Source organism: Microbacterium sp. AC145 (assembly GCF_979258505.1).
In genome coordinates this window covers 1,352,072-1,365,230 of record NZ_OZ409859.1, presented here as the reverse complement: position 1 = coordinate 1,365,230, position 13,159 = coordinate 1,352,072, and the positions used below count along the sequence as shown (strand labels likewise).

11 protein-coding genes are annotated in these 13,159 nt (G+C 68.0%); all 11 read right to left on the bottom strand.

Going from position 1 to position 13,159, the window contains the following annotated elements; all coding sequences use genetic code 11:
* Positions 1-5: 5 nt before the first annotated feature.
* The 11 genes from ACZZZN_RS06690 to pyrR all read right to left on the bottom strand — a co-directional run bounded on the left by ACZZZN_RS06690 (position 6) and on the right by pyrR (position 13,107).
* A complete protein-coding gene (locus tag ACZZZN_RS06690) occupies positions 6-1,964 on the bottom strand; it encodes a primosomal protein N' family DNA-binding protein (RefSeq protein ID WP_463504396.1) in 1,959 nt (652 codons plus the stop codon).
* 34 nt (positions 1,965-1,998) lie between these two features.
* Positions 1,999-3,192 (bottom strand): methionine adenosyltransferase, encoded by a 1,194-nt coding sequence (gene metK / locus ACZZZN_RS06685; protein WP_463504395.1) that lies wholly within the window; start codon positions 3,190-3,192, stop codon positions 1,999-2,001.
* Positions 3,193-3,285: 93 nt separating this feature from the next.
* On the bottom strand, positions 3,286-3,543 hold the full coding sequence (gene rpoZ / locus ACZZZN_RS06680; protein WP_042536631.1) for a DNA-directed RNA polymerase subunit omega: 258 nt from the start codon (positions 3,541-3,543) through the stop codon (positions 3,286-3,288).
* Between the two features lie 65 nt (positions 3,544-3,608).
* Positions 3,609-4,517, bottom strand: coding sequence for a guanylate kinase (gene gmk / locus ACZZZN_RS06675; RefSeq protein WP_463504394.1), 909 nt, complete (start codon positions 4,515-4,517; stop codon positions 3,609-3,611).
* Complete coding sequence (gene pyrF, locus ACZZZN_RS06670) at positions 4,510-5,355, bottom strand: orotidine-5'-phosphate decarboxylase (RefSeq protein WP_463504393.1); 846 nt, start codon at positions 5,353-5,355, stop codon at positions 4,510-4,512. Before pyrF ends, gmk begins: the two co-directional genes overlap by 8 nt.
* Positions 5,352-8,639, bottom strand: a complete 3,288-nt coding sequence (gene carB / locus ACZZZN_RS06665; RefSeq protein WP_463504392.1) for a carbamoyl-phosphate synthase large subunit — start codon at positions 8,637-8,639, stop codon at positions 5,352-5,354. Before carB ends, pyrF begins: the two co-directional genes overlap by 4 nt.
* Positions 8,639-9,784 carry a glutamine-hydrolyzing carbamoyl-phosphate synthase small subunit gene (carA, locus tag ACZZZN_RS06660; protein WP_463504391.1) on the bottom strand — a complete coding sequence of 382 codons (1,146 nt, stop codon included), beginning with the start codon at positions 9,782-9,784 and terminating at the stop codon, positions 8,639-8,641. The genes carB and carA overlap by 1 nt, the downstream gene beginning before the upstream one ends.
* Positions 9,781-10,317, bottom strand: a complete 537-nt coding sequence (locus ACZZZN_RS06655) for a PH-like domain-containing protein (protein ID WP_463504390.1) — start codon at positions 10,315-10,317, stop codon at positions 9,781-9,783. Before ACZZZN_RS06655 ends, carA begins: the two co-directional genes overlap by 4 nt.
* A complete protein-coding gene (locus tag ACZZZN_RS06650) occupies positions 10,314-11,618 on the bottom strand; it encodes a dihydroorotase (RefSeq protein WP_463504389.1) in 1,305 nt (434 codons plus the stop codon). The genes ACZZZN_RS06655 and ACZZZN_RS06650 overlap by 4 nt, the downstream gene beginning before the upstream one ends.
* Positions 11,615-12,580, bottom strand: a complete 966-nt coding sequence (locus tag ACZZZN_RS06645) for an aspartate carbamoyltransferase catalytic subunit (protein ID WP_463504388.1) — start codon at positions 12,578-12,580, stop codon at positions 11,615-11,617. Before ACZZZN_RS06645 ends, ACZZZN_RS06650 begins: the two co-directional genes overlap by 4 nt.
* Entirely contained in the window at positions 12,577-13,107 is a 531-nt protein-coding gene (gene pyrR, locus ACZZZN_RS06640) for a bifunctional pyr operon transcriptional regulator/uracil phosphoribosyltransferase PyrR (RefSeq protein ID WP_463504387.1), read from the bottom strand. Before pyrR ends, ACZZZN_RS06645 begins: the two co-directional genes overlap by 4 nt.
* Between the last annotated feature and the right edge of the window lie 52 nt (positions 13,108-13,159).

Sequence of the window (13,159 nt, the reverse complement as noted above, 5' to 3'; positions counted from 1 at the left end):
CGCGATCAGAGCTCTGGGTCGAGGATATCGAGCCGAACCGAGAGCGCGCTCCGAGTGGACTTGCCCTTGCCGCGACGGGCACTCACGGCTTCGGCGACGACCGAGGCACGGAGCGTGGTCGCGACCTTCGCGCCCGAGCCGTACTCGAAGCGCACGAGCGCGCGGACACGGGGCGGATGGTCGTCGGACTCGATCGGTACCGGACCGAGGACCGCATCGGCCGGAAGCGCGAGCTCCTGCAGCGACGCCAACGCGCGAGCGACCGCTGCGGTGGTGCCTTCGACCAGCGCGACGCGGGTGGCCGGCGGCATATGGAGCGGTGCGCGCTCAGCGAGCTCTGACCTCGCGTAGCCGGACTGGTTCCACGTGGCGAGGGCCCGCGCGATGGAGCCGTCGACTCCGACGAGGTGGATCGGAGCGCCGGGAGCCGCGAGGGCTGCGGCATTGGACCACCACCGCAGGCACGCCTCGCCGATGCGGAGGTCAGGCGCCTGCAGCATCCGTGGTCCGTCCAGCAGGACGACCGCGCGGTAGCCGCCCTCGGCGAGCGGCTCCGCGCCACGTGTCGCGACCACGAGCGAGGGCTTGTCGGCGACGTGCTCCACCGGGTGAGCGCTGTCGGCCACGATCACTCGGATTCCGGGAAACGCCTTGCCCAGCTCATCGGCCGTGCGCTCACTGCCCGAGGAGGCGAGACGCAATGTCGTCGACGAGCACGCGGGACAGGCCCAGGCCCTTGCTCCTCGCCCGCACCAGGCGCAGACGGGAACCGCACCGCGATGCCTCGCGCCCAGCGGACCGCCGCAGTGGGCGCATCGGGCAGGCGCGCGGCACTCGCCGCAGACCAACGACGGGGCGAAGCCGGGGCGCGACACCTGCACCAGCACGGGTCCCTCCGCAGCGGCGTTGCGCGCCGAGAGGAAGGCCGATGACGGCATCCGCTGCGCGGTCGGCGCATCCATCTCCTGCGGTGTGCTCAGCACCACACGCGGCAGTACCCGGCGAGTCGCCCGGATGTCCTGCAACCAGCCGTGCGCGACCAGTCGCTCGACATCGGTGGTGCGCGTGTGCCCGACGAACAGCAGGGACGACTCCTCCTGCTCCTGGCGCAGCAGTGCCGCATCGCGCGCATTGACGTAGGGCGCCAGCGGCTCGCCGAGCAGGGGATCGCCGTCGTCCCACACGGCGACCACTCCGGCCCGCACAGGAGCGTAGACGGCGGAGCGGTTGCCGACCACGACACAGGGAGAATCCTCGAGAGAGCGGAGGAACGCGCGATAGCGATCGGGGTTCGTCTGGCGCGAGTCGTAGCGGGCCACCGCTTCGGCCGGCACCGATCTGTCGAGGGCAGAGAGCAGGTGATCGAGGTCGCGGTGGTCGGGGACGACGAGGATGCTCGATCGACCGGATGACAGCGCCTTCGCCGCGACCGATGCCAGCAGCGCCGCCCATCCGGGCTCGCCCTCGTGGAACACGGGGATCGCCTCGACCGCCGCCCTGCCCTGCGTCTCGAGAACATCCGCGAGGCCGTCATACGTGTCGAGGAGGCTGTGAGCGGCGGCGAGGGCATCGGCAGATGGCACCGGTGGCGGAGCGTCGGCGGTCCATGCCTTCTCGACCCTGACCTGCCTCTTCGGGATGACGAGACGGAGTACGTCCGACGCAGACCCGGCTGCGCGATCCGCGGCCCGCCGTGCCAGTCGGTAGAGATGATCCGGAAGCACCGGGACCTGCGAGACGATGGAGTCGACCTCTGAGAGCGGCCTGTCGGCGTCGTCCTCGGTGTCGAGCTCGACCACGTAACCGTCGATGACTCTTCCTGCGGTGCGCAGCGGAACACGTACGCGTACACCCGGATGCACGTCGCCGAGCGCGGCCGGCACCGAATAGTCGAAGAGTCGGTCGAGCTGCGGCAACGGCGAGTCGAGGAGCACACGCGCTATACGCCGGCTCTGCGTCGTCATCGGCGTCGCTGGCCCGTCGTCAGCGGCCCGCGCATCAGAGACCGGCAGCGCGTCGCAGATCTTCTGCGCGGTCGGTGCGCTCCCAGGCGAAGTCCGGGAGCTCACGGCCGAAGTGACCGTATGCGGCGGTCTGCGCGTAGATCGGGCGCAGCAGGTCGAGCTCTTCGATGATCGCCTGCGGACGGAGATCGAAGACCTCGTCGATCGCACGGGTGATGACCTCGTCGGACACCCGGCCGGTGCCGAACGTCTCGACGTACAGGCCGACGGGGCGAGCGACACCGATCGCATATGCGACCTGCACCTCGAGACGATCGGCGAGTCCCGCTGCGACCGCATTCTTGGCCACCCAGCGTGTGGCGTAGGCGCCGGAGCGGTCGACCTTGGAGGGGTCCTTGCCGCTGAATGCTCCACCGCCGTGACGAGCCGCCCCGCCGTAGGTGTCGATGATGATCTTGCGTCCGGTGAGTCCGGCATCGCCCTTGGGGCCGCCGGTCACGAAGGGGCCGGCCGGGTTGATGTAGTACGTGATGTCGTCGAGATCGAGACCTGTGGTCGCCAGGATCGGATCGATGACGTGCTCTCGAACCTGCGCCTTGATCTCGTCCTGGGAGATGTCGGGGTGGTGCTGGGTCGACAGCACGACCGCGTCGACCGTCTTGGGCGTGAAGCCGTCGTATCCGAGAGTGACCTGCGTCTTGCCGTCGGGGCGCAGGAAGGGCAGAACGCCCGAGCGGCGGACCTCGGCGAGGCGCTCCGCGATGCGATGTGCGGTCCACGCGGCCATGGGCATCAGCTGCGGGGTCTCGTTCGTGGCGAAACCGAACATGATGCCCTGATCGCCGGCCCCGAGACCGTCGAGCGGGTCGACGGAGCTGCCGTCGCGGTGCTCTTGGGCGTTGTCGACGCCATGGGCGATGTCGGTCGACTGCTCTCCCACCGAGATGCTGACGCCGCAGGAGTCGCCGTCGAAGCCGGTGTCGCTCGACGTGTAGCCGATGCGGTTGACGACCTGACGGACGATCGTGGGGATGTCGACGTATGCCTCGGTGCGGATCTCGCCGGCCACGTGCACGAGTCCGGTCGTCACGAGGGTCTCGACCGCGACACGCGATCCGGGGTCCTTCGCGAGGAGGCCGTCGAGGATGCTGTCCGAGATCTGGTCGCAGATCTTGTCGGGGTGCCCTTCGGTGACGGACTCGGACGTGAACAGACGCAGCGCGCTCATCAGGGCTCCAGAACGGAATCGGACAGCAGGACGGGGGTGGCTCCCATGATGGACCGCACCGCCGACATCAGTCGGCGATGCGGTCATCGGACGTCACTCGGCGTGACGGAGACGGAGCTTGTCCTCGTTGATCTCGTGCAGAGCGATCGTCAGCGGCTTGTCCTCGACGGACGAGTCGACCAGCGGTCCGACGTTGTCGAAGAGGTTTCCCTCGTGCAGGTCGGAGTAGTAGTCGTTGATCTGACGTGCGCGCTTGGCGGCGTAGATCACGAGCTCGTACTTCGAGTCGACACGGTCGAGCAGGTTGTCGATGGGGGGATCGATGATTCCGTTGGTGTGGTGTCCGGCCATGGTGGGACCTCCTGATCAGGCGACGGGATCGTCGCGAAGACGGTGCAGCGGGCGCGCGAAGACGCTCAGCGCGCAGAGCTTGAAGACAATTCTACGACCTCGGCGGCAGCCGAGGCGACGTCCTCGTTCACGATGAGGTGATCGAACTCGTTCTGCGCCGCCAATTCGACCTTCGCCGTGCGCAGGCGCCGGGCCCTCTCCTCTGCGTCCTCGGTGCCTCGACCCACCAGCCTCTGCACCAGTTCGTCCCAGGTGGGAGGCAACAGGAAGATGAGGGTCGCCTTCGGCTCAGCCTTGCGCACCTGGCGCGCGCCCTGCAGGTCGATCTCGAGCAGCACCGTCTTGCCTGCCGCGAGTGCCGCGTCGATCGGAGCGCGCGGCGTGCCGTAGCGCGAGCGGTTGTGCACGACCGCGTACTCCAGAAGCTCATGCTCCGCGATGAGGCGATCGAACTCCGCGTCATCGACGAAGAAGTAGTGCACGCCGTCGATCTCACCCGGCCGCGGCGGACGCGTCGTCGCCGAGACCGAGAGATGGATCTCGGGGTGGTGTTCCCTGATGTGAGCCGCGACCGTGCCCTTGCCGACGGCTGTGGGGCCGGCGAGAACGAGCAGACGACTGCGCGCGCCGCGGGGCTCGGTCACGGGGAATCGGGCGTCGAGCCACTGAGCCAGCGCGACTCGCTGACGCACCCCGAGTCCCCCGAGCCTCTTGACCGGCGAGATTCCGAGTTCAGCGAGAATGCGGTCGCGCTTTCCGGCGCCGATCGCGGGAAGAGCGAGGAGGAAGTCGGTGATCCGCATCGAGCCCTCGACGGAATCGGCATCGGCCGTCGCCCGCGCAAGGACGCTCTGAGGCGTCACGACCCGCGTGGTGAGGTCACGCTTGAGAGACGCGCGCGCGCGCCGCCGCTCCACCGCGCGACGTGCTGCGGCGACGCGATCCACCTCGGGTACCGGACGGGACTCAGCCACGGTCGGCCTCCCTGTACTCTGCGACGCGAGCGTCGATGGCGGCGGAGAGACCGGCCGGTCCCGCCGAGAGGATGCTGCGACTCTCACTCGCGACCACGGTTGCGCTCATCGAACCGAAGCGGTGCCGCAGATCGGCCGGTGTCGCCCCCTGACTCCCGAACCCCGGAGCGAGGATCGGAGCGAAGGGCGTGAACGCGGCGAGACCGGCGTCCGTCCAGTCGACGGTCGCTCCGATCACGAATCCGAAACTGCCCCACTCCCCTGGCTCGGTGTGTGCGGCGTTGCGCGCGGAGACCACCGAGACGATGTCTGCAGAGACCGTGCGGCCGGTCGCCGACGAGGATCGCTGCAGTGCCGTGGCCTCGGGATTGCTCGTCGCGGCGAGCACGAAGAGCCCCTTGCCGTGCGTGTTCGCGAGCTCGAAGGCGCCGTCGAGCGCGCCCACCCCCAGGTACGGATTGACGGTCAGGGCATCGGCCTCGAGCGGCGAGCCGGGCGACAGCCACGCCGCGGCGTATGCATCCATCGTCGAGCCGATGTCCCCCCGCTTCGCATCGGCGATCACGAGGAGATCGGCGGCACGGGCCGCGGCGATCACCTCCTCGAGAGCAGCGAAACCGGCGGACCCGAAACGCTCGAAGAACGACACCTGCGGTTTGACGATCCCCACGCGCCCGGCCGCGGCATCCACCGTCCGGAGCCCGAACTCACGCACTCCCGAGGAGTCGTCCGACAGCCCCCAGCTGCTGAGCAGTGCGGAATGCGGATCGATGCCCACGCAGAGGGGGCCGCGCGCGTCGAGCGCCGCGCGGACCCTCTCTCCGAAGCGTGCGCTCACACCGCCGCCTTCCGGTCGAGCGCGTACTCCTGCAGGCTCTTGACCTGGAAGCCCTCGTGCGCCGCGTCCATACCGCTCACCGCGGCGCCGAGCACGGCCATCGTGGTGAACAGTGCCTTGTCCGCGGCGACCGCCGCCGCGCGGATCTCGTAACCGTCTGCACGCGCTGCACCACCGGACGGGGTGTTCACGACGATGTCGATGGACCCGTCGTTGATCAGATCGACGATGTTCGTCGCGCCCGTCTCCTGGGTCTCGCTGTACTTCTCGACGACCGTGACCGCGATGCCATTGCGAGACAGGATCTCGGCGGTGCCCTCGGTGGCGACGATCGTGAACCCGAGCTGCTGCAGGCGGTGCGCCGGCAGGATGACCGCTCTCTTGTCGGAGTCGGCGACCGAGATGAACACCGTGCCCGAGGTCGGCATACCGCCGTACGCGGCCGCCTGGCTCTTGGCGAACGCCGTCGGGAAGTCGCGATCGATGCCCATGACCTCACCCGTCGAGCGCATCTCCGGGCCGAGGATCGAGTCGACGGTCTTGCCGTCGGCCGTGCGGAACCGCTTGAAGGGGAGCACTGCCTCCTTCACGGAGACCGGGGCGTCGAGAGGCACACGCGAACCGTCCTGCTCGGGCAGCATGCCCTCGGCCCGGAGCTCTGCGATGGTCGATCCGACCATCACGCGGCTGGCAGCCTTGGCCATCGGAATGCCCAGCGCCTTCGACACGAACGGCACCGTGCGGCTCGCGCGCGGATTGGCCTCGATGACATAGAGGACGCCGGCGCTGATCGCGAACTGCACGTTCAGCAGTCCGCGCACGCCCACGCCCTCGGCGATGGCCAGCGTCGCCTCGCGCACCCGGTCGATGTCGGTGCGTCCCAGCGAGACGGGAGGAAGGGTGCAGCTGGAGTCGCCGGAGTGGATGCCCGCCTCTTCGAGGTGCTCCATCACGCCGCCGATGAACAGCTCGGTGCCGTCGTACAGCGCGTCGACGTCGAGCTCGATCGCATCGTCGAGGAACCGGTCGACGAGCAGGGGCTTGCCCTCTTCGATGACGACCTCGCCCGCGGTGCGCACGAAGTACTCGCGCAGCGATTCCGAGCTGTAGACGATCTCCATGCCGCGGCCGCCCAGCACGAAGCTCGGGCGGACGAGCACCGGGTAGCCGATCTCCTCGGCGATGACCACCGCGCCGTCGGCATCGATCGCGGTGCCATGACGCGGAGCGACGAGCCCTGCCGAGTCGAGCAGCTGCGAGAAGAGCTCGCGCTCCTCCGCGATGTCGATCGCCGCGGGGCTGGTGCCGAGCACGGTGTACCCCGCAGCCTCGATGCCCTTCGCGAGACCCAGCGGGGTCTGGCCGCCGAGCTGGCAGACGACGCCCAGGATGGTTCCGCTCGCGGCTTCCGCATCGAGGACCTCGAGCACGTCCTCCAGCGTCAGCGGCTCGAAGTAGAGCCGGTCTGACGTGTCGTAGTCGGTCGAGACGGTTTCCGGGTTGCAGTTGACCATGATGGTCTCGAAGCCGGCATCCGACAGCGCGAACGACGCGTGCACGCACGAGTAATCGAACTCGACACCCTGGCCGATGCGGTTGGGGCCGGAGCCGATGATCACGACCTTGGTGCGATCCGACGGCGTGACCTCGGTCTCGAAGTCGTAGCTCGAGTAGTGGTAGGGCGTGAGAGCAGGGAACTCGCCGGCGCAGGTGTCGACGGTCTTGAACACCGGGCGGATGTCGAGACCGTGACGAAGGCCGCGGATCTCGGCTTCGGCCTCGCCGCGCAGCTCAGCGATCTGAGCGTCGGAGAAACCGTGCTCCTTGGCGTACCGAAGGGTCGCGGCGTCGAGCTCGGGCGCCGTGCGCACGAGCTCGGCGACCTCGTTGATCAGGACGATCTGGTCGATGAACCACGGGTCGATGGCCGTCGCATCGAACGCCTGCTCGATCGTCGCGCCCTTGCGCAGCGCCTGCTGCAGGGTGACGATGCGACCGTCGGTCGGGATCTTCGAGATCTCGAGCAGCTCGTCGACCGAACGCTCCTCCGTGCCCCAGTGGAAGCTGGAGCCGCGCTTCTCGAGCGATCGGAGCGCCTTCTGCAGCGCGGTCGCGTAGTTGCGTCCGATCGCCATCGCCTCGCCGACAGACTTCATGGTCGTCGTGAGGGTGGCGTCGGCGGCCGGGAACTTCTCGAACGCGAATCGAGGAACCTTGACCACGACGTAGTCGAGCGTGGGCTCGAAGCTCGCCGGAGTCACGCCGGTGATGTCGTTCGGGATCTCATCGAGCCGGTAGCCGAGGGCGAGCTTGGCGGCGAGCTTGGCGATCGGGAAGCCCGTCGCCTTCGAGGCCAGAGCGCTCGAACGCGAGACGCGCGGGTTCATCTCGATCACGATGATGCGCCCGTTGCTGGGGTCGACGGCGAACTGGATGTTGCAGCCCCCGGTGTCCACGCCGACGGCGCGGATGATGTCGATGCCGATGTCGCGGAGCTTCTGGTACTCACGGTCTGTCAGAGTCAGCGCGGGGGCGACGGTGATCGAGTCACCCGTGTGCACACCGACCGGATCGACGTTCTCGATGGAGCAGACGACCACCGTGTTGTCGGCCGTGTCGCGCATGAGCTCGAGCTCGTACTCCTTCCAGCCGAGGATGGATTCCTCGAGGAGCACCTCGGTGGTCGGCGAGTCCCGGAGCCCTGCGCCGCCGATGCGGCGGAGATCCTCTTCGTCGTACGCGAAGCCTGAGCCGAGCCCGCCCATGGTGAACGAAGGGCGGACGACGAGCGGGTAGCCCAGCTCGGCGGCGCCCTCGAGCAGGTCGTCCATCGTGTGCGCGATGATGCTGCGCGCGACGTCGGCTCCGGCATCCAGCACCAGCTGCTTGAAGATCTGACGGTCCTCGCCCTTGTTGATCGCCTCGAAGCTCGCACCGATCAGCTCGACGTCATACTTCTCGAGGATGCCGTGGTTGTGGAGTTCGATCGCGGCGTTCAGCGCGGTCTGACCGCCCAGGGTCGGCAGAATGGCATCCGGACGCTCCTTGGCGATGATGGTCTCGATGACCTGCCAGGTGATCGGCTCGATGTACGTCGCGTCGGCGAAGTCGGGGTCGGTCATGATGGTCGCCGGGTTGGAGTTGACCAGGATGACCCGCACGCCCTCCTCGCGGAGGACACGGCACGCCTGGGTGCCGGAGTAGTCGAACTCGCAGGCCTGACCGATGACGATCGGGCCGGAGCCGATGACGAGAACGGAGTTGATGTCGTCGCGCTTGGGCATTACTTGGTGTCCTTCTTGCTCGCGATGACCATGTCGCGGAACCGGTCGAAGAGGTAGTTGGCATCGTGCGGGCCGGCGGCAGCCTCCGGGTGGTACTGAACCGAGAACGCGGGGATGTCGAGGGCGCGCAGGCCCTCGACCACGTTGTCGTTGAGTCCCACGTGGCTGACCTCGACCTTGCCGTAGCCGTGGGGGCTGTCGAACGAACCCTCCAGCGGCGCGTCCACCGCGAAGCCGTGGTTGTGGGCGGTGATCTCGACGCGTCCGGTCGACTTGTCGAGCACCGGCTGGTTGATGCCGCGGTGGCCGAACGGCAGCTTGTAGGTGCCGAGCCCCAGAGCGCGTCCGAGCAGCTGGTTCCCGAAGCAGATGCCGAAGAACGGAAGTCCGTCGTCGAGCACGGCGCGGAGCAGCTCGACATGGTCGCCGGATGCCGCAGGGTCACCGGGACCGTTCGAGTAGAACACGGCGACCGGGTCGACCGACCGGATGTCGTCGATCGTCACGTTCTGCGGCAGCACGTGCACCTCGAAGCCGCGGGCTGCGAGGTTGTCGATCGTGGCCTGCTTGACGCCGAGATCGAGGACGGCGAGGTTGCCCACCCTCTCCCCCATGGCGGTCGTCACCGTGGCGACGTCGACCGACACCTGTGCCGAGAGGTTCTGGCCGGCCATCTGCGGTGCCTCGCCGACGATGCGCAGCTGCTCCGCGGGATCGAGGTGCGCGGCCTCTCCCGAGAAGATGCCGCCGCGCATCGAGCCGGCGGACCGGATGTGGCGCGTGATCGACCGGGTGTCGATGCCACTGATGCCGATGATTCCGTCCTGCACGAGGATCTCGTCGAGCGATGCGTTCGCACGCCAGTTCGAGACGACGCGCGAGGGATCGCGCACGATGTACCCGGCCACCCAGATGCGGCGGGACTCGGGGTCCTCGTCGTTCATCCCCGTGTTGCCGATGTGAGGCGCCGTCTGCAGGACGATCTGTCCTGCGTACGACGGGTCGGTGAGCGTCTCCTGATAGCCGGACATGCCGGTGGCGAAGACGACCTCGCCGATCGTGGTGCCGAGGGCGCCGTACGCGCGGCCGGTGTGGCGGGTCCCGTCTTCGAGGACGAGGACGGCGGGTTCGGGGAGGGCTGTCATGACGTTGCTCCTGTGTCGGGGGCGGCGGTGTCGTCCGAGGCGCCGGAGGCGGGGACGAGTCGCTGCAGTTCTGAGATGAAGTTCTGGGGGTCTCCGTCGGTGAGACGGAGGTAGGAGTCGACGATCGTGTCGTCGTCTGCGTTCCAGGCGATTCGCACGAGGCCGCCCGGTTCGACCACGCGGTCGATGGTGACCGTCGCGCGATCGACGCTCGAGAGCCGTGACGAGGCCAGGAACACCGTCGGCGCGCCGTCGAGGCAGAGCGCCACACCCCGATCGGTGACCGCGACCTCGCCCCGCGCGCGATATGCGAGAGGGGACATGGTCAGGCGCTCGAGCGGCTGATCGTGCTTCGTGGTCGACACGTAAAGCACCGCGCGACGATCGATGACCTCGGCATGCTCCGGCACGCCCAGGGGCGCCGCGAGTGAGGCGTCGCGTCGGAGTCGTCGTCGCCAGGCGAACAGCATGGAGAGCAGTACGAGAACCGCCAGAGCGATCATCAGCGCGATCGCGAGATCCCTGGGGATCATGCGTGAAGCTCCTCGACCACGTTTCCGGCGTCGACCGTGAGCACACCGCCGTGCACCGTGTACTCGACGCTGCCGGGAAGATCGCGTCCGAGGTACGGGGAGTTGCGGCTGCGTCCGCGCAGGTCGGCCTCGGTGAAGACTCCGGCGACCGACGCGTCGTAGAGGGCGAGGTGAGCGGGCGCACCGACCTCGAGCGGCGTGCCGTGGCCGTCCAGACGTCCGATATGCGCGGGCGTCGCACTCATCACGCGCGCGACGTCATTCCATCCGATGAGGCCGGTTGCGACCATCGACTGGTGCACCACGCGCAGCGCGCTCTCGAGACCCACCATGCCGTTTGCCGCAGCCTGCCATTCGCAGGCCTTGTGCTCGCTGGGATGCGGTGCGTGATCGGTCGCGACGATGTCGATCGTCCCGTCTGCCAGGCCCTCGCGCACCGCGAGCACATCTTCTTCACGACGCAGCGGCGGGTTGACCTTGTACCGCGCGTCGTACCCGCGCACGAGTTCGTCGGTCAGCAGCAGGTGGTGCGGCGTGACTTCGGCGGTCACATCGATGCCGCGCTTCTTCGCCCACCGGATGATGTCGACCGAACCGGCGGTCGAGAGATGGCAGACGTGCAGGCGAGAGCCCACGTGCTCGGCCAGCAGAACATCGCGCGCGATGATCGACTCCTCAGCCACCGCGGGCCAGCCGGCGAGGCCGAGCTCCGCCGAGACCACGCCCTCATTCATCTGCGCGCCCTCGGTGAGACGCGGATCCTGAGCGTGCTGTGCGATCACTCCGCCGAAGGACTTCACGTACTCGAGCGCGCGGCGCATGATCAGCGGGTCGAACACGCAGAAGCCGTCGTCGCTGAAGACGCGTACCCGGGCGCGCGAGGTCGCCATCGCTCCGAGCTCGGCGAGACGCTCGCCCTTCTGTCCGACCGTCACGGCCCCGATGGGCTGCACCGTCGCGTAGCGTGCGGCCTCACCGAGTGCGAGCTCCTGCTCGACCACACCAGCCGTGTCTGCCACGGGCGAGGTGTTGGGCATCGCGAAGACGGCGGTGAAGCCGCCGGCAGCAGCAGCGCGGGTGCCGGTGAGTATCGTCTCGGACGCTTCGTAGCCGGGCTCGCGCAGATGCGTGTGCAGATCGACGAGACCGGGAAGCGCGACCAGGCCGGAGGCGTCGATGACGCGTGCGCCCGAGCGGCTGAGCCCGGTGCCGATCTCAGCGATGACGCCGTTCTCCACGATGATGTCGGCGCTCTCCGCGCCGAGCAGCTGTGCGCCGGTGATGACGAGGGTCTCGCTCACTGGTCTCCCCCTCGTTCGTCGTCTCGTTCCCCTGCAAGAAGCAGGTACAGCACTGCCATTCGGATGGACACCCCGTTAGTCACCTGTTCCAACACCGTCGAGCGCGGTGAATCGGCGGCTTCTGAAGAGATCTCCAACCCACGGTTCATGGGTCCGGGGTGCATGACAATGCTACCGTCCGGAAGGCCTGCGACCCGCAGTGCGTCAAGACCCCATCGTCTGGAATATTCCCGCTCAGTGGGGAAATACGCCGCGTTCATGCGCTCGAGCTGGATGCGCAGCATCATCACGGCGTCGGGCCCGTGGGCGAGCGCCTGATCGAGGTCGTACACGACCCGCACGGGCCAGCGAGAGACGTTCTGCGGAACGAGCGTCGGCGGTGAGACCAGGGTGACGTCGGCGCCGAGCGTCGTCAGCAACCACACGTTCGAGCGAGCGACGCGCGAATGCAGCACATCTCCCACGATCACGACGCTGGTGCCGCTGAGATCGCGCCCGCGACTGTCGGCACCGAAACGCCGCTTGCGGATGGTGAAGGCATCGAGCAGCGCCTGGGTGGGATGCTCGTGGGTGCCGTCGCCCGCGTTCACGACACCGGCCGAGATCCAGCCGCTGGTTGCCAGCGTCTGCGGTGCGCCGGACGCATGGTGGCGGATGACCACGGCATCCGCTCCCATCGCCTGCAGGGTCTGAGCCGTGTCCTTGAGGCTCTCGCCCTTCGACACGCTCGACCCCTTGGCCGCGAAGTTGATGACGTCAGCGGACAACCGCTTGGCGGCGGCCTCGAACGAGATGCGCGTGCGGGTGGAATCCTCGAAGAAGAGGTTGACGACGGTCTTGCCGCGCAGCGTCGGGAGCTTCTTGACCTCGCGGGACTGCGTGTCGGACATGTCCTCGGCGACGTCGAGGATGCGCAGGGCGGTCTCGCGGTCGAGGGTGCGGGTGTCGAGGAGATGTCTCATGCTTCGATCGTCACCTCTTCGGCGCCGTCGTCTTCGGTGAGGCGCACGTTGACACGCTCCTGCCGGGAGGACGGGATGTTCTTGCCGACGAAGTCGGGGCGGATCGGCAGTTCGCGGTGGCCGCGGTCGACGAGGATTGCGAGGCGCACGACCGCGGGGCGACCTATCGACTGCAGAGCATCGAGAGCGGCGCGGATGCTGCGGCCGGAGAAGAGCACATCGTCGACGAGGACGACCGTCTTGGCGTCGATCCCGCCGTCGGGGATCTCCGTCGGTCGCGGCGACCGTGTCGGATGCTTCGCGAGATCGTCGCGGAACATCGTGACGTCGAGAGCACCCACCGGAACAGTAGTATCGGCGATCTCTCCGATGACCGAGGCGAGGCGTCGGGCGAGGGTCACGCCGCGGGTCGGAATGCCCAGCAGGACGAGATTCTCAGCCCCTCGATTCGATTCGAGGATCTCATGTGCGATGCGGGTGAGAGCCCGCGAGATATCGGCTTCGTGCAGTACGGTGCGTGCACTCATCAGCCGCTCCCTTCTCCGCCTCACAGGACGGTGTTAAAGGTTGCTTGATGCC